Source organism: Arthrobacter sulfonylureivorans, assembly GCF_022637435.1.
GTDB classification, from domain to species: Bacteria; Actinomycetota; Actinomycetes; order Actinomycetales; family Micrococcaceae; genus Crystallibacter; species Crystallibacter sulfonylureivorans.
The window spans coordinates 3310270-3328061 of record NZ_CP093326.1; the positions used below are offsets into that span (position 1 = coordinate 3310270).

Sequence of the window (17792 nt, forward strand, 5' to 3'; positions counted from 1 at the left end):
CGTCGCCCTGCGGTTCAGTCTCGCTTGGATGCCGGGTCCCAGTAGGCCACGGCCTTCCCGGCATCGACAGCATCCGAGCCAATACCGGATTCTCGGCGGCAAGATGCGGTTCTCTATCCTTGAAGGCGCCGGTAAACGCCCGGGACGTCAACCCCAACGAGCCGGGCGGGGTTGCTTGGCCCGCACCCAAACTGAGCTTCCCGAGACCAGCCGTGCTCCGCCGTCGTCAGGGGGTAGTCAGGTTGCTGGGCCGTGGCTACGCTGGCTCAGAGGCACAACCTCACGGAGGAATCCAGATGGGCTTTGACCAGTATCACGAACCCGCCCAAGAGCTCTCCGCCGAGACGCGGACGTTTGCGCGCATGTGCGCCAACCTGACCGAGGAAGCCGAGGCGATCGGCTGGTACGAGCAACGGATGTCGCTGGAAAAGGATCCGGAATCGGTCGCCATTATGGAGGATTCCTTGGCCGAGGAGTTCAAGCATTTCAGCATGGACCTGGAGTTCCTGCTGCGGCGAAAGCCGAAATGGCGGCAAATTGCCCGCGGCACGTTGTTCCAGGACGGCGACATTGTGGCCAACGGGGGCGCCGCCGAGGCTGCGGCCGCAGCGGGATCGAGCCCCGAAGCGCCGGCGACAGGTTCGGGGTCCGGGCAGGGTCGCCCTGATCCGTCGCTGGGGATCGGCAGCCTCCGGGAGGACTTCTCATGACCATTAACCACCTGCTCCGCGAGCATGCCCCGATTTCCGACGGCGGATGGAGGCTGTTGGATCAGGAAGCCAGGGAGCGACTCACCGTGGCCTTGGGTGCCCGCAAGATGGTCGATTTCGCAGGGCCTTACGGCTGGGAGTATTCCGCCACGAATTTGGGACGCACGGAACGGGTGACCGGGCCGGCGCCGGCCGACGGCGTGGCGGCGCGACGGCGCGGGGTGCTGCCCTTGGTGGAGGTCCGGGCACCGTTCAAGGTTTCCCGCATGGAATTGCTGGATCATGATCGAGGAGCGGCCGATGTGGACCTCACCGATCTGGATGAGGCTGCACTCCAGATTGCCATTGCGGAGAACTCGGCCGTCTTCCACGGCTGGAGGCAGGTGGGTATCACCGGAGTCACCAGCGCCACGCCGCACGCACCCATAGCGCGCGTGCCAGACTTCAACGACTACCCCAAGCGCGTGGCCAAGGCTGTCTCGGCGCTGCTGCAGGTGGGCATCGGCGGGCCTTTCGGACTGGCGCTCGGCCCCGGACACTACACTGCCGTGGTGGAGGCGACGGAGCACGGCGGATATCTGCTGTCCGAGCACCTGCGCAAGCTGCTCGGCGGCCCGATTATCTGGGCGCCCGGAGTCCGCGGGGCGATAGTGATGAGCCTGCGCGGCGGGGACTTTCTGTTCGAGTCGGGCCAGGACCTGTCGGTCGGCTACGACCGGCACGACGAAGAGTTCGTTTATCTGTACATCGAGCAGTCGTTCAGCTTCCGGGTGGCCACTCCGGAGGCCGCGATCCATCTGACCGGCAGCGACGGTTAGGGTCCGCGGAAGCCGCACGCCAGACACCCCATGGGTGGCGGCGCGGGCTGGGCTGACCGCAGCCCATCGTTGAGCAAGCCAGCGCGCCGCGGACTGTCCTGCCCGAGGTGAGCACCGCCGCCGTAGTCCGCGACTTTCCCGCCCGAGGTGAGCACCGCCGCCGTAGTCCGCGACTTTCCCGCCCGAGGTGAGCACCGCCGCCGTAGTCCGCGACTTTCCCGCCCGCGATGAGCACCGCCGTCGTACTTCCGGACGTGCCCGGCGCTGGCGTTGGCCGGTTTGCGTGCCTAAGTTGGGGAGACCACAACGGAAGGAAGCATATGTCCCGCATTGCCATTATTGGCGGCCACGGCAAGGTCGCGCTGCATCTCTCCCGCATCCTCACCGGCCAGGGCCACGAGGTCAGTTCGATGATCCGCAACCCCGATCACGCCGCCGATGTCCGGGACGCTGGCGCCACGCCGGTGCTTGCCGACGTCGAGACCGCCACCGCCGGGGAGTTGGCCGATCAACTGCGCGGGCACGAGGCCGTTGTTTGGTCGGCCGGTGCCGGCGGCGGCAATCCGGAACGCACCTATGCAGTGGATCGCGACGCGGCCATCCGGTCGATGGATGCCGCGGCCGCCGCCGGTGTGCAGCGATACATCATGGTTTCCTATCTGGGCGCCGGCAAGGATCATGGGGTTCCGGAAGACAATTCGTTCTTCCCCTACGCCGAGGCGAAGGCTGCCGCGGACGAGTACCTGAAGTCAACGTCGCTGGATTGGACGATCCTTGGTCCCGGCGCATTGACGCTGGAGCCGGCGACCGGGAAGATCCAGGCCGGACCGGGCACACCGGGCGGTCAGGTGAGCCGGGAAGACGTCGCGATGGTCGCCGCGGAGGTGCTGGCCGTTCCGTCCACCACCGGCAAGGTGATCGAATTCATCAACGGGAGCACCCCGATCAGCCAGGCCGTCCGCGACGTGTGAGGCACGCGGTCCTAGCAAACCGCCGCCCTTGGTTTAACAGCAGAACCCCGCGCTGCTATCAGCGCGGGGTTCGGAACTTAAGATTTAGCCTTCGCAGTCGCGGCAGTACTTCTCGCCGTTCTTTTCGCGGGCTACCTGGCTGCGGTGGCGGACCAGGAAGCAGGAGGAGCAGGTGAATTCGTCCTCACGGGGAGGAACTACCTGAACTACCAGTTCTTCGCCGGAGAGGTCAGCACCCGGAAGGTCAATGCCCTCGGCGGTGTCCGAATCCTCGACGTCGATCAGCGCGGTCTTCGCACCACCGGAGCGCTGGGCCTGAAGGGCTTCGAGCGACTCATTGTTGTTGTCGTCGTCCTTGTTGCGCGGTGCGTCGTAATCGGTTGCCATGCGGGTTTAGAACTCCTGATGCTCTAGTTTGTTTTGACCTATCTGCGAGCGCCCATCATAGCTGCTCATCCAGACATTTCAACATCGATTCCACAACGTCTCGCGTAGGGCGATAATTCCCGTCCCTCGGGAACCGCTGCAGTGCACGGGGAGGCGGAAATGACTGTGGGCAAGGCCACCACCACGGGCAGCTGCGGACGGAGGGTTTCCGCAGAACGGTCAGAGGTTCATCAGGTCGCCGACGCCGGCTACGGTTGCCACTGCCCCGGCCCAGCACGCCAGGATGACCAGCGCGAACCCGGCCAGCCAGAAGGCGGCGGGAATCCCCGTCCGTTTGGCGATGATGAACGCATCTGAATTAGCCAACTGATGGCGGCGCCGTGTGTGGACGCTCAGCAGATTCAACCAGTCCCGCACGGCACCTACCAGCAGCGCGACGCCAATGGCCAGAGTCAGGTGGCCCAGGAACTCCGCCGGCGCAAACCAGACCAGCAGCTGGGAGGCAACCGCCAGTCCCACGGCGATGACGATGCCCTCGAGATTCCGGATGAACAGCAACGTGGCCAGCAGCAGGAGCGCGCTCACCGACAGCGCCGCGCCGGACCAACCGGTGAAGGCGGCCCACACCAGCACCGCCCCCACCAGCGCGGGCACCGGGTATCCCCAGAACCCTGCCCACGCGGCCGAAGCCCGGCCCGCCCCACGGCTGATCATGGCACCGGATTGGTCGAACCGCAGATGGATTCCGCGCACCAGGCGGCCGGTGGTCAGCGCCGCGAAAGCGTGCCCAAGCTCATGGACCGCCGTGACGAACAACCCGAAGTAACGCCAGCTGCCGCGTGGAACCGACAAGACCAACGCAACAACAAGGATCAGCGCCAGTTCCAGGATTCCGGTCTCGAGCGGTTCACCGCGCGTGAACCCCTCGCTGATCCTGCGCCACCATTCGGCGGCGAACTGCTGCAGCATTTTCCCTCGTCTCAGCCGTGACTACGCGATATAACTAGACCACATTCCTCGACTTTGGAAAGCAAACATGGACAAGCTGGATTTCAAGAAGGACCAGAAGGAGCTCTACTCCCCGGGCAAGGATTTCCGCTTGGTTACCGTCCCACCAATGCAGTTTCTGGAGGCAGACGGCCACGGCAATCCAAACACGTCCGAGTGGTACGGCCAGGTGATCGAAGCACTGTATTCCGTCTCCTACACGTTGAAGTTCGCCAGCAAGAAGCAGTTCGCCCGCGACTACGTTGTCGGCCCGCTGGAAGGCCTGTGGTGGGCCAAGGACATGTCCGCCTTCACCCGCCGCGCCAAGGACGAGTGGTCCTGGACGCTGATGATCCGCCAGCCCGATTGGCTGCGGGCGGACCACATAAAAGACGCGATGCAGCAGGCAGCTGCCAAAAAGGAACTTCCCGCCGTGGACTCGCTCCGGCTCGGGTCGCTGGATGAAGGGCTGAGCGTCCAGATCATGCATGTGGGACCGTACGACGACGAAGGACCCGTGCTGGCGCGGCTGCACGATGAGTACCTGCCGGCGAACAAGCTGGAACCGGTGGGCCGCCACCACGAGATCTACCTCAGCGACGCCCGGAAGACCGAGCCGTCCAAGCTCAAGACCATTCTGCGCCAGCCGGTCCGCCGGACTTAAGTGGTGCGAAAGTTGACACTTCAACATTATTTCTGTCAAGATTTAGTTGAAGCGTCAACCTAGATGCTTATCGCTCGTTCCAGACGGCCGAGTTCCCCTGACCATCGAAACGGTGACAACATCATGACTAATTCCGCTTTGACCACCACCGCACGTACCGTCCTCCGCGTTATCTTGGGCTTCCTCTTCGCAGCCCACGGCTGGCAGAAGTTCAACGAATGGACCATTGCCGGCACCCAGGCCGCGTTTGGCCAGATGGGCATTCCGGTGGCCGACATCGCGGCCCCGATCGTCGCCGGCCTGGAACTGGGCGGCGGCATCGCCCTGATCCTAGGCGTACTGACCCGCGTGGTCGCCGCCCTGCTGGCGCTGAACATGTTCGGTGCCCTGGTGCTGGTCCACGTTTCCGCGGGCGTCTTCGTGGAGGCCGGTGGCTACGAACTGGTGCTGCTGCTCGGCGCTGCCGCACTGGCGCTGGCCTTGGTTGGCCCCGGCCGGATCTCGGTTGACCGCGCCATCTTCGGCAAGACCAAGCTGGCAGCCATGGCCTAATCCCCGCCATACAGCAACCCCAACGGGCAGGCGCAGCCGCAAGGCTGCACCTGCCCGTTGTGCTGTCCGCTGGCGGCACGCCCTGGCCTGTGTCGTTTAGTACCGGAATGTACAGACCGCCGCGGCCTGAGATGCCGGGCGCGCCACAGATGGCACAAGGACCGCAGATGCCCGCAGGTGGATCGGCCGCGGTGACGTCGGGGCCTAGGCGGCCATCAGGATGGACGACGGCGGAGGCGCGGCTTGGGCGACCGCGCCCGGTTCTGAGACGGCGCCCCGCTCGGTGCTGCTGCCGAGGCCCAATGGAGCCGACGCCAACGAACCCGGCGGGACCGATCGGGTCAGATCTAGAACGGGCCGGCGTTCGGTCGCAGTCAATTCACGGTGCGCCGCTGCCAGGAAAGCGGCCAGCCCTGAGCCCAGCGATGCGCAGACCGCCGCGAGGATCTCCGAGGAGGCTTCTTTGCGGCCGCGCTCAATCTCCGACAGATATTGAATCGACACCCCGGCGCGACTGGCAACGTCGTCGAGCGTGCGCCGCTGGCGGCGGCGCTCCCGGCGCAGCACGGTTCCATAGACGTCGCGGAGCAGCGGCGCCGGTCTGGAAGCGGGATGGCGATGAAGCTTTTGAAGTTCAAGCACGGTGGAACTCCCTCCTGGCTGGTTCCATCGTAGGAAGCTCCGGCACCGGAGTCAGCATGGTCTGCTGACGGCAGAAAAGCATTCATACTGACAGTTCCGCGGCGGATTCGACGTTTTAGGTCGATCAGCAGGAGGCCTCCCTTGTAGGGTGACGGCATGGCACCTCTACGACCCATCGGATTTTGGCTGAAGCTCGTTGACCGCCTGATCGACGAGCAGTTCATCGAGACCATGGAAGAACACGGCATCACGCGCCGCCAGTGGCAGCTGATGAACCTGCTGGCGGACAAACCCTCCACCGACGATGAGCTCACCGAAGCCCTGGGCCCGTTCATCCCGGAGACGGAAGACGAAGGGCCGCAGGCGCCGGTGGAAGAGCTGGTGGAAAGCGGCTGGGTCAGTTCCACGGACGGACACTACGCGTTGACCGACACCGGCCGCGCCAGTCTGGCCTCGCTTGGCGACGTGGTTGACCGCACACGGGCCGTCCTAGCCGAGGGCATCAGCGACCACGAGTACGCGGCCACCCTCGACGTCCTGGAACGCATCGCCCGCAATCTCGGCTGGGACGGATAGGAACCATGACTACGCTGGCCCAGCTGCGGAAAAGCGCGCTGGCCCTGCCGGAAACCGTCGAGGCCGTGCACTCCGGCATGGCTGCCTTCTCCGTCCGGAAGAAGGAGTTTACGTCGCTGGGCCAGGACGGCCTGCTTCAACTACGTCTGAGCGACGACGACGCCGATGCCGCCTTGGCAGCCCACCCGACGGCCGGGCGGTGGGCTGCCGAGGGAACGCCGATCGGCATCCGGCTGCCGCTGGCCGACATCAACGGCAAGGACCTCAACTGGTTGCTGCGCCGCTCCTGGCTGAGTTGCGCTCCAAAGCGGCTGGCCATGCAGCTCGAAGCCGCCGATTCCGGGACCACGCCGCACTTGCTGCCAGTGATCGGCGGCCCGGCCACCCGTGCCCTGGTCTCGGCCGGCATCACGGACTTAGACACGGTGGCCCGCCACAGCCAGGCCGAACTGCTGGCGCTGCACGGCGTCGGGCCGAAGGCGGTACGGATTCTGACGGAAGCACTGGCTGTCTCCGGGCAGTCGTTGCGAGGGGACGGATAGCCGGCGCGACAGGACGGAGGGCACCACGGATGTGCAGGTTGTTTGGACTCCACGCGGGCGGACACCGGGTCCACGCCACCTTCTGGCTGCTGGGTGCTCCTGACAGCCTGTCCGAGCAGAGCAGGCGCCAACCCGATGGAGCGGGCATCGGCATCTTCACGTCGCTCGGCGCCCCGATTGTCAGCCGGCAAGCAGAATCGGCCTGGCACGGGCGGACGTTCGAACGCGCCGCACGGGACTTCACCTCCTCCACTTTCCTGGCCCACGTGCGGTATTCGTCGGCCAGCAAGGCCTCCGTTGCAAACACCCACCCCTTCGAACAGGACGGCCGGTTGTTCGCCCACAACGGGGTCTGCCGTGGCCTGGAACTGCTGGATGAACGGCTGCAGCGGCTTGGCGCCGCGTCCCTGGTGCGCGGCCAGACCGATAGCGAACGGATCTTCGCGCTGATTACCGCGGAAACACGCCGCAGCCATGGCGATGTGGCCCGGGGTATCACCGCCGCGCTGGGCTGGATCATCGATACCCTGCCGCTCTACAGCCTGAACATGATCATCACGACGCCGGACCACCTGTGGGCGCTCCGCTATCCGGAGACCAACGAGCTGTACGTCCTGGAGCGCACCGCCGGCGATCCTGCTGGCCAAGACCAACTCGACGCCCGAAGCAGCCGGATCCGGGCGCACTTTCCCGACCTGGCCCGGTATCCCGGCGTGGTTATTGCCAGCGAGGTCATGGACAGCGAAGCCGGCTGGCGGCTGCTGGGACCGGGCGAGATGGTCTGCATCGGCCCGGACCTGATCGTGGAGTCGAGCAAGCCGTTTCCATCCAGCCCCGCGTTCCCGCTGGCACTGTCCAACCTGGGCCGGCATGCCGTCAGCCAACGACCCGACTAGGTGGCGGCCGGCGCGCGGCGATCAGAAGCCGACGCACCGCCGTCGTTGTTTCAGCGGAAGTTGGGCTCGCCCAGGTAGGGTTCCAGGATCTGCCGCTGGCGGCCGCTCAGGCGCAGCAGCCGGCCGGAGTCGGTGTGGAAGAACGCCAGCGTGGTTTCGGCCAGCACGCACTGCTCGGCGGTGACCGGGTCCATGATCATGTACGCGATGGTCAGGCTGGCGCCCTTGATCGCGCTGATCCAGACCTCCACGTGGGCCGGGATGTTGCGGTAGTTCAGCGGCCGGACGTACTTGACCCGGTGCTCGGCCACCAGCGCCTGGGTGGATTCGGGCAGGTCGGAAAAGACCGGCAGGTCCACCTCGAGTCCGGGTCCGCCGGTCCCCGCCGGCGGGCCGAACGCGTGGATGCGCGCTTCCTCCAGGATCCGCAGGATCTCCACATTGTTGATGTGCCCATACGCATCCATGTCGCCCCAACGCATCGGAACGTTGCAGGACAGGCGCTGGGCGGAAGGTGTCTTGGTCATGGCCCGATTTACTTTACCGGCCGTTTACGCTGTGGAAACTGTTTGGCATTCCGGATGGTGAACCCTATAGTGGGAGGGCGCACCACAGAGTGTGATGCGCAACACAAGTCTCATGATGAATACATATAAAACAGAAGATACAGACAGCAACACAGCGGGATTCGACGTTTGGGTGGACGTCGATCTCCATGTTGATACCCAGCTGGGCCTCATCCAGTTCTGCCTCGAAGGCGAGCGCGTTCTGGGGTGGTCCGACAATATGGACGCCATCGCTTCGGCGGTCGCCGATTCCGTCGGCACCGCCCAATGGTGCGAAAAATACTCCAAGCTCCTGGTGCCCAGTTCGCGCAAAGGGGCGGGAAACCGCTTCTTCACCGTGACAAGGATGGACCAAGAGAACGACGACGGGGACCGCCCGGCGGCGTGACCGCGCCCTGCCCGATGGCCGCGCCGGTTGGTGGCCGCCGGCGGTTGGCGCGCGGGTTCGTTCCCGTGCCGGCGCCGGACACGGGCGTGCCCTGGCCCGATATGACCGTCATGAACGTTGCCCTGCCGCGGACATGACTACCATGAAGCCGTGCCTACTTCATCGCCTTCACCCCGTCCGGAACGCGGCAAGTTCGCCGCCAAGCTGCTCCGCGGCGGCACCGAACCTGATCCGCGGTTCACGCTGGCCAACGAGCGCACGTTCCTCGCCTGGATCCGCACGTCGCTGGCCCTGGTGGCCGGCGGCATCGCCGTGGAGGCCTTCACCACCGACATTTTCGATCCGGCGATCCGCACCACCATCGCCGTGGTCCTCTTGGTACTGGCGATGGCGATCGGCTGCGGTTCCTTCTTCCGCTGGCTGAACATCGAACGGTCCATGCGGCACAAGACTCCCCTGCCGCTTCCGCTGATTGCGCCGATTCTGGCCATTGGCGGCGGCGTGGTGGCGGCGCTCCTGCTGGTCTTTGTCCTCCTGCGGCTGACATGATGCGACGCGGCCGTTCCGTGCCCGAGCCGGAACACCACGACGCCGGCCTGCAGCCTGAGCGCACCTCGCTGGCCTGGAGCCGGACGACCCTGGCCATGATCGTGGCGACGGCCATGTTCCTGCGCTGGTTTCCGGAATACGGCTGGTTCACCGGAACGCTCGTGGCCGTGGCGCTGTGCACGGCCCTGGGCATCTACATCACCCAGCAGCTGCGCTACCGCCGGGCAGTCTCCGGCATCGCCAACGAAAGGATCCACGCCGATGCCGCCGCGGCCGCCTGGGTCGCCGGCAGTGTGGTGGTGCTCGGCGCGCTCGGCCTCTTCGCCGTCTTGTTTCTGGCCTTGGACTAATTAGCGACGGCGCGCCTGCGGCGGGCGGCGTGCGGCGCAGGGCGGATGGCCTGCGGCGCAGGCCGGGCGGAGTGAGGCGCACGGCGGGCTTGGCGGTCGGCCGGAGTCAGGACTGTGACAGCGCGTCGCGGTAGACCCAGCGGCCATCCTCGCGAACGAACGTACTCTTCTCCTGTTGCGCGCGGTCCTGGCCGCCCTCGCGGTAGGTAGCCCGGAATTCCACTGTGCCGGCGCGGTCTGATTCGCCGCCGCGCACGGTCCTCAGGATCTGCAGGCCGGTCCATGCCAGCGCGGAATCCAGCTCAAGGCTCGCCGGCCGCGTTTCCGGATGCCAGGTCCGCAAAAGATAGTCGACGTCGCCCGTCACAAACGCGGTGTAGCGCGAGCGCATCAGGGCCTCCGCCGTCGGGGCCTCCGCGTCACCGCGGAGGAACGGCCGGCAGCATTGGCCATAGGCATGGCCGCTCCGGCAGGGACAGGGCGCATCGATCGGCACGGTCTTCATTCAGGCACCTGAGCAGTCTTCACGGTGTCGGCCTTCACGGTGTCGGCGCCGCCTCGCTGAGGGACGCTCCGCTCGTACCGCACGTTCAATGGGCCAGCTGCCGGGCCGAAGCGTAGATGTCCGGAAGGTTGTCGTTCCGGCCGGCCTCGCGCCGGGTCACCCATACTTCGAAGGCGACGCGGACCACTGCCGCGCAGGTCTCGAACGCGAGCCGGATCTGCAGATCGCTGATGCCGTCGCGGCCAAACCTGTCCATCAGGGCATCCACCAGCCCGGTGGTCCGGGTGGCATTGTGCTTGAGCAGCGCCGCCCTCAGCAGTGGCTCCTTCCGGATGAGCTGGTTGACCAGCAACATGCTGCGGGCCTGCGGCGCATCGTTGTCCGCATACCCCTGCATCACCTGCTGGTAGACGCGTTCGAGCTCTTCGCGCGGATCGCCGGCGGGGTCGATGGTCAGCAGCCCGGCTTCAAGTGCGGCGTCGAAATCCTGATGCGCCGGCAGCGCGGCTTCTTCCTTGCTGGTGAAGTACCGGAAGAAGGTCCGCTGGGAGATCCCGGCCGCGTTGGCAATGCCGTCCACGGTGGTGGCATCAACGCCGTATTCCTGGAACAGGCGCAGCGCGGCCTGGCTGATTTCGGTCCGGGTCTGGCGCCGCCGTCGCTCCCTTAATCCGGGTGCAGCAGCAGGGAGCTCAGCCGTGGAAGGGCCGGGCACATCGGTTCTGGAAGCGCCGCTGATCGGCGATTTCTGTGGCATAGCAGATTCCAAGATACCCCAATATTTGAGTATTCGGTGCCAATGTGGCAGTATCTGCCATAATGGCATGAAAGGGCATCAATGAACATTAAAGTTGGCGACACCCTCGTCTACCCCCCGCACGGCGCTGTCACCGTGACCGATCTCCGGACCCGTCCGTTCAAGGACTGCCAGACCAAGTTCGTGCAGTTCCGCGCGCATCATGACGGACTGATGATCGAACTGCCGCTGGGCAACGCGGAAACGGTCGGTGTGCGCAAGGCCATCAGCAAGAAGGGCGTCAAGGAGGTCTTCGCGATCCTCAAGGCGAAGGTGCCCGAGGACCAGGAGAACTGGTCGCGCCGCTTCAAGGCCAATCAGGAAAAGATCAACAGCGGCGACATCTACAAGGTCAGCGAAGTGGTCCGCGATCTCTCGCTGCGGGCCCTCGGACGCGGCTCCTCGGCCGGTGAAAAGCACCAGCTCGAGCAGGCCATGCGGATCCTGTGTTCCGAGATTGCGTTGGCCGAGAAAACCGACAACGAATCAGCCCGCGAGATGATCGAAGCCGTCTTCGGCCCGGTCGACGCCACGGCCTAATCATTCGCTATTCAACAGGCGGCTTTCTCAGCTCTGAGAAGGCCGCCTTTTGAGTACCCGCTTCTCTCGCCGGGCCCTCAGCGCTGCCGCTTGGGCGCCGGTGCTACAGGATTCCCAGCTGTTGGAGCTGGTTCGCCAGGCCCTTCCCATCGGGGGCATAGATCCAGGGGATGCTGCGCGCCGGGCCGCTGGGGCGGTCCTGTGAACGGCCGCCGGCCAGGACCGCTTCGCTGACCGACAGTTGCCGGATGGCGATGGCCGCCACGTGCCCCGGATAGCGCAGCGCGAAGCCCGCATAGATGGCTTCATCGTGCTGTCCGTCGTCGCCGATCAGCAGCCACTTTATGTCCGGGAACTCTTCGGCCAGCCGCCGCAGCTGGTCAACCTTGTGCCCCTGGCCGCTGCGGAACCAGCGGTCCTTGGTGGGGCCCCAGTCGGTGAGCAGCAACGCGCCGTCCGGATACAGGTTCCGGGACAGGAACCTGGTCAACGTCTGTGCAACATTCCACGCGCCGGTGGAAAGATATAACACCGGGCTGCCCGGGTGTTCGCGCGTGACCCGCTCCAGCATCACCGCCATGCCCGGCGTGGGGTTGCGCGCATGCTCATCCAGCACAAAGGTGTTCCAGGCCGCCAGTAGCGGACGCGGCAGCGCGGTGACCATCACCGTGTCATCGACGTCGGAGACCACGCCGAAGCGCTCCCCCGGCGGCACCACATTCACCGCAGCTTCCACCGGTTCGGAGTCCTCGCAGCGCAGCGTGACGGTGTGCCAGCCGGGCGCAAGATCCACTGACACTTTCGCATCCACCACGCCGCCACGGTCGGCCACCACATGGTGTTCGACACCGGCGGCGGAGATGGTCACGCGCGCGTTGGCCACCGGCGGGCTGATGAAGTTCCGCCAGCCGCGGATGCCGTCGGCCACCAGTTTGGAGGGCATCCGGCCGTTGTCGAAGGCTCCGGGGCGGGCCATCACCACCCGGCCGAGCACGCGGATCCAGCCGGCCGTGCCGTAGCCGGTAAACGGCATCACGGTAGCCACATATCCGCGCCGCCGTGCCCGCCGTTCCCGGTACGCCTGCCAGCGGTCTTCCACGCGCATGCCGATGTGGGCTGCCTTCTCCTGGAGATCGTCGCCGTTGCCAGTCCTGGATGCCATGGTCCAAGTCTGTCATGCACTGCGGCCCGAGCCTCCATCTTTGGGCGTTCCGGCCGGCAGGACCGGCCATCGGGTCTTGTCCGGGCCGAAGCGAACCTGAAGACTGGTCGCATGACCTTTGCAGCGCGGCACATCAGCATCGCCATCAACCGCCCTTTTGGGGAGGTCTACGACTTCGCCGGCAACCCGGAGAACCTGCCCAAGTGGGCCGCCGGCCTCAGCTCCTCCATCGGCATGGTCGACGACGACTGGGTCGCGGAAACGGCCGCGGGACCGGTGCGGGTGAAGTTTGCCGAACGCAATGAGTTTGGCGTGCTGGACCACTACGTCATCACCGCGTCCGGCGAGTCGATCTACAACCCGTTGCGCGTGCTCGGCAACGGCGACGGCGCAGAGGTGGTGTTCACGCTCTTCCGCCGCGAGGGCATGGATGAGTCAAGCTTCGACGCCGATGCGGCCGCGGTGGACCAGGACCTGCACACGCTCAAGCGACTGCTCGAGGCCTGAGCCGGCCCACCGTCGTCGTGATTTTTCCCCGCCGGAGTGGGCAAACGGACGTACACTGAAAGCGCTGGTTCCGACGTCAGATACGCCCTACCAACGGCCGAGTTGCACCTCGACAAAGTTTCGAAACTCATTGTTTGGGAGGAGAAATGACAACCGCTTCACCGCATGCCGGTCACGCCCACGTTTCCCGCGGAAATGTGCGTAACGCCGCGATGACTTCGGGAATTGTTCTCTTTGTGATCGGTGTCCTGGGCTTCATCCCCGGCATCACTATGAATTACGGAGAAATGGCCTTCGCCGGCGGCTCCGAAGCCAAGTTGCTCAACGTGTTCCAAGTGTCCGTGCTGCTCAACATCGTCTACCTGGTGGTAGGCGTGGTGGGCTACATCATGAGCCGCACCGCCAGTGCTGCCCGGGAATTCCTGATGGGAGCAGGCATCCTGTACCTGGCATTGTGGCTGTACGGCCTGATCGTCGGACCCGCCGAATATGGGGCCAACTTCCTGTCCACCAACACAGCCACCAACTGGCTGAACTTCGTCCTCGGCGCGGTCATGCTGGCCCTGGGGATCACCTACATGATGCGCCGCGGGGACGAGGCGCACGAAACAGCATAATCGCTGCCTGCCCGCGCCGGAGCTTCCGGCAGGTCGGTTAGCGCGCGGACCCCAGCCGACAATGACTGGGGTTCGCTGGCGCCCGGGGCCATCGGATACTAACCGCGTGATGATCATGATCGCCTGCGGCCTGCTGCTGGTCGCGGGACTGGCCGCGGTGGCCCTCCGGGGCGGGGAGCGCTTCCAGCTCCCCACGGACACTAACGACGGCGGTGCCCTCCTGAGCGGCGCCGGCCCCTTCCACCGCCGCGCCCCTTCGAACGACGTCGGTGCCCTCCTGGTGCATGTTGCGCGCCGGGTGCTGTGGTGGGCGAACGTGCTGCTGGTAGGCGGCGGCGTGGCCGGACTGTGCATGGCCGGTGCCGGCGGACGGCTTGTGATGCGCCTGCTCGCGGTGACATCGCCGGAAGACGACGGGAGGCTGACCGACGCCGGGGAGACCATCGGCGAGATCAGTCTGGAAGGAACGTCGGGCTTCGTCGCGTTCGGCGTCGCCATCGGCTGCGCGACGGCGCTGCTTTACGGGCTGGTTCGGTGGTGGCTGCCGGCCGGGCGGGTCGGCGGAGCCGCCTTCGGGCTGCTGTTGCTGCTGGGACTGGGCACGGTGTTCGGACCGCTGGAGCCGGACAGCCGGGACTTCCGGGCAGTCGGCCCGGGCTGGCTCTCGATAGCTGCGTTCTCCGCGCTGGCTGTTGCCCACGGCATGCTGGTTGCGACGGCAAGTACCTGGCTGTCCCGGCACGTGCCGCTGCTTCAATCGGCGAAAGACGTGCGGTGGTACCTTCCGCTGCTGCTTGTTCTGGTTCCGTTGGGCGCTGGCGCGGTAGCTGTCGCGGCATGGATGGTTGCCGCCGCCGTCGTGAGTTGGGCCGCGGCGGCCCTCAGGCTGACGTTCTTGCGGGCCCGGCGGCGTGGAGCGGAAGTGGACTCCGGAGTTGCGGGCGGGCCAGAATCGAAGCCCGGTGAGCCCGAACTGACCGGCGTGGCACCGGGTGGAGCGCCGGTTTTAAGTGCCGAGCCCCGGACGAGGAGTGGGCTCCTGCAGGGACGCTGGGTGCTCGTCGGCGGCCGGATAGCTTTGGCTGTACTGGCCGTGGCTTGGCTGCCTGGTTTCCTGACCTCGATCGCCGCCATTGTGGCGGCCGGCGGGCCGTAGTCCGGCCCGCTTAAAGCGAATCGCTCCGCCGGATGAGGATACGGCGGAGCGATTCGGTCAGCAGGCAGACTTAGACAGCTGCGGCCTGCGGGGTGCGGATGGTGGCGAAGCCTTGGGCCCAGGGAATGAGCTGGTCGATCATTGGGGCGAGCGTTCCGGCGTTCTGCTCGGTCGGCTTGAAGTCGGCGAAGTTCTCGAAATCGGTGAACAGCGAGAACATCACCTGGTTGCGGACCACGGCCACCTGCAGCTCGGCCAGGAGGTTGCGCAGGTGTTCGGCAGCGCGGACGCCGCCCATCGAACCGTAGGACACGATGCCGGCGGCCTTGTTGTTGAATTCCGCGTTCAGGTAGGACAGCGCGTTGGCCAGTGCCGACGAGACGGTGTGGTTGTATTCGTTAGCCACGAAGACGTAGCCGTCGAACTCGCTGATCTTGGCCGACCAGGCCTTGGTGTGATCGCCCTGGTAGTTCTGGTAAGCGGCGGGGTATGCCTCATCCAGCAGCGGGAGGTTGAAGTCGGCAATGTCGACGACCTCGAACGTGGCATCGGTCCGACCGGCCAGTTCCGCGGCCACCCATGCGGCCACCGAGTCGTTGACCCGGCCGGGGCGGGTGCTTCCGGTGATGATGGCGATCTTGGGGAGGCCGGCGACGGCAGCTGCCGTCGCCGGGGCCACCGGGGCCGTCGAGGCAGCACTGGCTGCGGTCTCTTGGGCTTCGGCCGCTGCCGGCGCGGGGTTGGCGGCAGACCGGCGGGCGCTGGACTTGCTGAAAAGATTCTTAAACCAGGACATGGCAGCCTTCGATAGATTGCTTGACGTTTCAACAATCCTAGCGCCGTAAAGAATGACATGTCAACAAATGGTGATAATGGAGCGCTGCGCCCTAGCGAAGTGAGGATGCGACCGCCTCGGCGAGGGAGATTTAGACCGCACCTCACCGGGCCGCAGGTGCAGGCGCACTCAGGGGGCGAGCGAACTTCCCGGCGGGCGGACATGCTCGAAGATGACGGTGGTATTGGTGCCGGCAACCTCCGGGCGGAGGCTGAGGTTGTTCGCCACCAGATTGCGTAGCGCATTGGAGTCCGCCACGGCCACGTGGATCAGGAAATCGCGGTCTCCGGTGACAAAGAAGATCCCCTCCACCGCGGACAGTCCGGCCAGGTAGTCCTTGAACTCGGTCAGGTTTGACCGGGCATGCGCCTGCAGCCGGATGGAAATCAGCGCCTGCAGGCCGCGCCCCACCGCAGCGGGATCGACGTCGGCATGGAAGCCTCGAATTACACCCCGCTCGCGCAGGGATCGGATCCGGCCCAAGCAGGTTGACGGAGCAATGCCTGCGGCCGCCGCGATCGCGTTATTGGGGGTCCGGGCATCGTTCTGGAGCAGCTCGACGATCAACCGGTCGATGCGGTCCAAACCGGACCCGGCTGGAGCCCCGAAAGTGCGTCGAACATCATTCGATTCCACCATGTGACAGTCACCACTTCCTGAACTTTTGATGAGCAATAATCAGTCTCGCAGAATCTTCTCCAGATCACTTGAGATACAGCTAAACATTGTTCACGATGGTGCCGAAAGTAGATACAACCCGAGGAGCACCCATGTACTCGCGCGCACACACCCCCAGCACCGCCGTCGTCGTTGGGGCCGGCATGGTGGGACTGGCCACCGCTTGGCACTTGCAGGAACGCGGCGTGGAAGTCACCGTCTTGGACCGGTCCGGCGTCGCCGCCGGTGCATCTTGGGGCAACGCCGGCTGGCTGACTCCGGGCATGGCCATGCCGTTGTCTGACCCGAGCCTCTGGACCTACGGCCCGAAGGCGCTGGTTGACCCTGCGGCACCGCTGCACGTTCCCGCTCGGATGGACCCGCAGTTGTGGCAGTTCCTGGCCCGCTTCGCGCTGCACGGCACGCAGAAGGCGTGGGACCGGACCATGGCCGCGCTGACGCCGATCGACCGGATGGCGCTGGAGAGCTTCGACGAGTTGACGGACAACGGCGTCGAATCCTGGACGCGGAAAGGCCCTTTCATCGTCGGCTTCGAGGACGAGAGGGAGAGCCGGCATTTTGTCCACGAGCTTGCCAACGTGGAGAAGGCCGGCCAGTCCGCTCCGCTGACCCGCCTGGACGACGCCCAGATGAAGGTGCCGCAGCTGTCCGCCGCCGTCTCGACGGTGTTCGAGCTGGAAGGACAGCGATTCCTTGAGCCCGGTCCTTTTGTTGAGGCCCTTGCCGCAGCGGTGGTGGAACGGGGCGGGAAGATCATCCCGGGCGCGGAAGTCCGCTCGCTGCGCCACGGCCACACCGGGATCTCGGTGGAGACCTACTCCCAGGAGCCGTTCCACGCCGACGTCGTTGTGCTGGCCACCGGGGCATGGCTTCCCGAGCTGGCCAAGCCGCTGGGCGTGCGCACCATGGTGCAGGCCGGCCGAGGGTATTCCTTCAGCGTGGCCACCGACCAGCCGGCCGAGTTCCCCATTTACTTCCCCGCCCGGCGTGTGGCCTGCACCCCGTATCAGGGACGGCTGCGCGTCGCCGGAACAATGGAGTTCCGAGGCCCGGACGAACCGCTGCAGACCGGGCGGATCGACGCCATCCTGGCCTCGGTGCGGCCGCTGTTCACCAACATGGATCTGGAGCATCTCGAGGACATCTGGGTGGGGCCGCGCCCGGTCACCCCGGACGGGCTGCCGCTGGTTGGTGCAACCCGCTCCCCCGGCGTGTACGTTGCCGGCGGCCACGGGATGTGGGGCATTGTGCTGGGCCCGGCCACCGGCAAACTGCTGGCCGAGCAGATTGTCACCGGCCGCGTGCCGGACGAGATCCGGCCGTTCGACCCGCTGCGCTGACCGGCGGCCGCGGGCCGGCCTATACCCAGCCGGCCCGCCGCGGGTCTATCATGGTCGG

General features: G+C 65.8%; 25 protein-coding genes. 16 read left to right on the forward strand and 9 right to left on the reverse strand.

What is annotated here, in order from left to right; genetic code table 11:
• The first annotated feature begins 296 nt into the window (after positions 1-296).
• The 3 genes from MNQ99_RS15305 to MNQ99_RS15315 all read left to right on the forward strand — a co-directional run bounded on the left by MNQ99_RS15305 (position 297) and on the right by MNQ99_RS15315 (position 2499).
• Positions 297-710 carry a ferritin family protein gene (locus tag MNQ99_RS15305; protein WP_241913545.1) on the forward strand — a complete coding sequence of 138 codons (414 nt, stop codon included), beginning with the start codon at positions 297-299 and terminating at the stop codon, positions 708-710.
• Positions 707-1528, forward strand: coding sequence for a family 1 encapsulin nanocompartment shell protein (locus MNQ99_RS15310; RefSeq protein WP_127513558.1), 822 nt, complete (start codon positions 707-709; stop codon positions 1526-1528). The genes MNQ99_RS15305 and MNQ99_RS15310 overlap by 4 nt, the downstream gene beginning before the upstream one ends.
• A 320-nt stretch (positions 1529-1848) precedes the next feature.
• Positions 1849-2499 carry an SDR family oxidoreductase gene (locus tag MNQ99_RS15315; protein ID WP_127513560.1) on the forward strand — a complete coding sequence of 217 codons (651 nt, stop codon included), beginning with the start codon at positions 1849-1851 and terminating at the stop codon, positions 2497-2499.
• 84 nt (positions 2500-2583) lie between these two features.
• Here MNQ99_RS15315 and MNQ99_RS15320 read toward each other — a convergent pair whose 3' ends face one another.
• Both MNQ99_RS15320 and MNQ99_RS15325 read right to left on the reverse strand, forming a co-directional pair.
• Positions 2584-2886 carry a DUF4193 domain-containing protein gene (locus tag MNQ99_RS15320; RefSeq protein ID WP_127513562.1) on the reverse strand — a complete coding sequence of 101 codons (303 nt, stop codon included), beginning with the start codon at positions 2884-2886 and terminating at the stop codon, positions 2584-2586.
• 219 nt (positions 2887-3105) lie between these two features.
• Entirely contained in the window at positions 3106-3855 is a 750-nt protein-coding gene (locus MNQ99_RS15325; RefSeq protein WP_241913546.1) for a M50 family metallopeptidase, read from the reverse strand.
• A gap of 67 nt (positions 3856-3922) precedes the next feature.
• Between MNQ99_RS15325 and MNQ99_RS15330 the strand changes: the two genes are divergently transcribed.
• Together MNQ99_RS15330 and MNQ99_RS15335 are read left to right on the forward strand one after the other, a co-directional pair.
• Positions 3923-4537 (forward strand): GyrI-like domain-containing protein, encoded by a 615-nt coding sequence (locus MNQ99_RS15330; protein WP_241913547.1) that lies wholly within the window; start codon positions 3923-3925, stop codon positions 4535-4537.
• 123 nt (positions 4538-4660) lie between these two features.
• Complete coding sequence (locus tag MNQ99_RS15335; protein ID WP_127513568.1) at positions 4661-5089, forward strand: DoxX family protein; 429 nt, start codon at positions 4661-4663, stop codon at positions 5087-5089.
• A gap of 204 nt (positions 5090-5293) precedes the next feature.
• On the opposite strand, the gene MNQ99_RS15340 is transcribed toward MNQ99_RS15335, so the two are convergent.
• Entirely contained in the window at positions 5294-5731 is a 438-nt protein-coding gene (locus MNQ99_RS15340) for a helix-turn-helix domain-containing protein (RefSeq protein ID WP_241913548.1), read from the reverse strand.
• 156 nt (positions 5732-5887) lie between these two features.
• On the opposite strand from MNQ99_RS15340, the gene MNQ99_RS15345 reads away from it, so the two are divergent.
• From MNQ99_RS15345 to MNQ99_RS15355, 3 genes are read left to right on the forward strand one after another with little or no spacing between them, the layout of a single operon-like run.
• Positions 5888-6307, forward strand: coding sequence for a MarR family winged helix-turn-helix transcriptional regulator (locus tag MNQ99_RS15345; RefSeq protein ID WP_241913549.1), 420 nt, complete (start codon positions 5888-5890; stop codon positions 6305-6307).
• A 5-nt stretch (positions 6308-6312) separates the two neighbouring features.
• Entirely contained in the window at positions 6313-6849 is a 537-nt protein-coding gene (locus MNQ99_RS15350; RefSeq protein ID WP_241913550.1) for a helix-hairpin-helix domain-containing protein, read from the forward strand.
• 29 nt (positions 6850-6878) lie between these two features.
• On the forward strand, positions 6879-7745 hold the full coding sequence (locus MNQ99_RS15355; protein WP_241913551.1) for a class II glutamine amidotransferase: 867 nt from the start codon (positions 6879-6881) through the stop codon (positions 7743-7745).
• Positions 7746-7795: 50 nt separating this feature from the next.
• On the opposite strand, the gene MNQ99_RS15360 is transcribed toward MNQ99_RS15355, so the two are convergent.
• Complete coding sequence (locus MNQ99_RS15360) at positions 7796-8272, reverse strand: acyl-CoA thioesterase (RefSeq protein WP_241913552.1); 477 nt, start codon at positions 8270-8272, stop codon at positions 7796-7798.
• A gap of 112 nt (positions 8273-8384) precedes the next feature.
• Here MNQ99_RS15360 and MNQ99_RS15365 point away from each other — a divergent pair, with 112 nt between their 5' ends.
• The 3 genes from MNQ99_RS15365 (at position 8385) to MNQ99_RS15375 (ending at position 9598) form a co-directional block, all read left to right on the forward strand.
• The gene (locus tag MNQ99_RS15365) at positions 8385-8699 is read left to right on the forward strand and encodes a hypothetical protein (RefSeq protein ID WP_127513581.1); all 315 of its coding nucleotides are present in this window, start codon (positions 8385-8387) and stop codon (positions 8697-8699) included.
• Positions 8700-8849: 150 nt separating this feature from the next.
• Positions 8850-9248 carry a YidH family protein gene (locus MNQ99_RS15370; RefSeq protein ID WP_241913553.1) on the forward strand — a complete coding sequence of 133 codons (399 nt, stop codon included), beginning with the start codon at positions 8850-8852 and terminating at the stop codon, positions 9246-9248.
• A 17-nt stretch (positions 9249-9265) separates the two neighbouring features.
• Positions 9266-9598, forward strand: coding sequence for a DUF202 domain-containing protein (locus MNQ99_RS15375; protein ID WP_241913554.1), 333 nt, complete (start codon positions 9266-9268; stop codon positions 9596-9598).
• Positions 9599-9704: 106 nt separating this feature from the next.
• Here MNQ99_RS15375 and MNQ99_RS15380 read toward each other — a convergent pair whose 3' ends face one another.
• On the reverse strand, positions 9705-10103 hold the full coding sequence (locus tag MNQ99_RS15380; protein WP_241913555.1) for a YchJ family protein: 399 nt from the start codon (positions 10101-10103) through the stop codon (positions 9705-9707).
• 85 nt (positions 10104-10188) lie between these two features.
• Complete coding sequence (locus MNQ99_RS15385) at positions 10189-10860, reverse strand: TetR family transcriptional regulator (protein ID WP_164745461.1); 672 nt, start codon at positions 10858-10860, stop codon at positions 10189-10191.
• An 81-nt stretch (positions 10861-10941) separates the two neighbouring features.
• Here MNQ99_RS15385 and MNQ99_RS15390 point away from each other — a divergent pair, with 81 nt between their 5' ends.
• Positions 10942-11439, forward strand: coding sequence for a CarD family transcriptional regulator (locus MNQ99_RS15390; RefSeq protein WP_127513592.1), 498 nt, complete (start codon positions 10942-10944; stop codon positions 11437-11439).
• Between the two features lie 103 nt (positions 11440-11542).
• Here MNQ99_RS15390 and MNQ99_RS15395 read toward each other — a convergent pair whose 3' ends face one another.
• The gene (locus MNQ99_RS15395; RefSeq protein ID WP_127513594.1) at positions 11543-12601 is read right to left on the reverse strand and encodes an App1 family protein; all 1059 of its coding nucleotides are present in this window, start codon (positions 12599-12601) and stop codon (positions 11543-11545) included.
• Positions 12602-12712: 111 nt separating this feature from the next.
• Here MNQ99_RS15395 and MNQ99_RS15400 point away from each other — a divergent pair, with 111 nt between their 5' ends.
• The 3 genes from MNQ99_RS15400 to MNQ99_RS15410 all read left to right on the forward strand — a co-directional run bounded on the left by MNQ99_RS15400 (position 12713) and on the right by MNQ99_RS15410 (position 14881).
• Positions 12713-13108 carry an SRPBCC family protein gene (locus tag MNQ99_RS15400; RefSeq protein WP_127513596.1) on the forward strand — a complete coding sequence of 132 codons (396 nt, stop codon included), beginning with the start codon at positions 12713-12715 and terminating at the stop codon, positions 13106-13108.
• Positions 13109-13254: 146 nt separating this feature from the next.
• Positions 13255-13725: a DUF4383 domain-containing protein gene (locus MNQ99_RS15405; RefSeq protein ID WP_241913556.1), complete on the forward strand. Its 471-nt coding sequence runs from the start codon at positions 13255-13257 to the stop codon at positions 13723-13725.
• A gap of 106 nt (positions 13726-13831) precedes the next feature.
• Positions 13832-14881, forward strand: a complete 1050-nt coding sequence (locus tag MNQ99_RS15410) for a hypothetical protein (protein WP_241913557.1) — start codon at positions 13832-13834, stop codon at positions 14879-14881.
• A 70-nt stretch (positions 14882-14951) separates the two neighbouring features.
• Here MNQ99_RS15410 and MNQ99_RS15415 read toward each other — a convergent pair whose 3' ends face one another.
• Complete coding sequence (locus tag MNQ99_RS15415) at positions 14952-15677, reverse strand: NADPH-dependent FMN reductase (protein WP_338423101.1); 726 nt, start codon at positions 15675-15677, stop codon at positions 14952-14954.
• A gap of 168 nt (positions 15678-15845) precedes the next feature.
• Positions 15846-16355 (reverse strand): Lrp/AsnC family transcriptional regulator, encoded by a 510-nt coding sequence (locus MNQ99_RS15420; protein WP_127513604.1) that lies wholly within the window; start codon positions 16353-16355, stop codon positions 15846-15848.
• Positions 16356-16486: 131 nt separating this feature from the next.
• On the opposite strand from MNQ99_RS15420, the gene MNQ99_RS15425 reads away from it, so the two are divergent.
• Positions 16487-17734 carry an NAD(P)/FAD-dependent oxidoreductase gene (locus tag MNQ99_RS15425; protein WP_241913558.1) on the forward strand — a complete coding sequence of 416 codons (1248 nt, stop codon included), beginning with the start codon at positions 16487-16489 and terminating at the stop codon, positions 17732-17734.
• The last annotated feature ends 58 nt before the right edge of the window (positions 17735-17792 follow it).

Coding starts and splice junctions, on each gene's coding strand:
- MNQ99_RS15360 (WP_241913552.1), bottom strand. CDS start 8,272: ATGACCAAGACACCTTCCGCCCAGCGCCTGTCCTGCAACGTTCCGATG.
- MNQ99_RS15350 (WP_241913550.1), top strand. CDS start 6,313: ATGACTACGCTGGCCCAGCTGCGGAAAAGCGCGCTGGCCCTGCCGGAA.
- MNQ99_RS15400 (WP_127513596.1), top strand. CDS start 12,713: ATGACCTTTGCAGCGCGGCACATCAGCATCGCCATCAACCGCCCTTTT.
- MNQ99_RS15365 (WP_127513581.1), top strand. CDS start 8,385: ATGATGAATACATATAAAACAGAAGATACAGACAGCAACACAGCGGGA.
- MNQ99_RS15380 (WP_241913555.1), bottom strand. CDS start 10,103: ATGAAGACCGTGCCGATCGATGCGCCCTGTCCCTGCCGGAGCGGCCAT.
- MNQ99_RS15395 (WP_127513594.1), bottom strand. CDS start 12,601: ATGGCATCCAGGACTGGCAACGGCGACGATCTCCAGGAGAAGGCAGCC.
- MNQ99_RS15355 (WP_241913551.1), top strand. CDS start 6,879: ATGTGCAGGTTGTTTGGACTCCACGCGGGCGGACACCGGGTCCACGCC.
- MNQ99_RS15385 (WP_164745461.1), bottom strand. CDS start 10,860: ATGCCACAGAAATCGCCGATCAGCGGCGCTTCCAGAACCGATGTGCCC.
- MNQ99_RS15425 (WP_241913558.1), top strand. CDS start 16,487: ATGTACTCGCGCGCACACACCCCCAGCACCGCCGTCGTCGTTGGGGCC.
- MNQ99_RS15320 (WP_127513562.1), bottom strand. CDS start 2,886: ATGGCAACCGATTACGACGCACCGCGCAACAAGGACGACGACAACAAC.
- MNQ99_RS15330 (WP_241913547.1), top strand. CDS start 3,923: ATGGACAAGCTGGATTTCAAGAAGGACCAGAAGGAGCTCTACTCCCCG.
- MNQ99_RS15345 (WP_241913549.1), top strand. CDS start 5,888: ATGGCACCTCTACGACCCATCGGATTTTGGCTGAAGCTCGTTGACCGC.
- MNQ99_RS15315 (WP_127513560.1), top strand. CDS start 1,849: ATGTCCCGCATTGCCATTATTGGCGGCCACGGCAAGGTCGCGCTGCAT.
- MNQ99_RS15325 (WP_241913546.1), bottom strand. CDS start 3,855: ATGCTGCAGCAGTTCGCCGCCGAATGGTGGCGCAGGATCAGCGAGGGG.
- MNQ99_RS15310 (WP_127513558.1), top strand. CDS start 707: ATGACCATTAACCACCTGCTCCGCGAGCATGCCCCGATTTCCGACGGC.
- MNQ99_RS15305 (WP_241913545.1), top strand. CDS start 297: ATGGGCTTTGACCAGTATCACGAACCCGCCCAAGAGCTCTCCGCCGAG.
- MNQ99_RS15390 (WP_127513592.1), top strand. CDS start 10,942: ATGAACATTAAAGTTGGCGACACCCTCGTCTACCCCCCGCACGGCGCT.
- MNQ99_RS15420 (WP_127513604.1), bottom strand. CDS start 16,355: ATGGTGGAATCGAATGATGTTCGACGCACTTTCGGGGCTCCAGCCGGG.
- MNQ99_RS15415 (WP_338423101.1), bottom strand. CDS start 15,677: ATGTCCTGGTTTAAGAATCTTTTCAGCAAGTCCAGCGCCCGCCGGTCT.
- MNQ99_RS15405 (WP_241913556.1), top strand. CDS start 13,255: ATGACAACCGCTTCACCGCATGCCGGTCACGCCCACGTTTCCCGCGGA.
- MNQ99_RS15335 (WP_127513568.1), top strand. CDS start 4,661: ATGACTAATTCCGCTTTGACCACCACCGCACGTACCGTCCTCCGCGTT.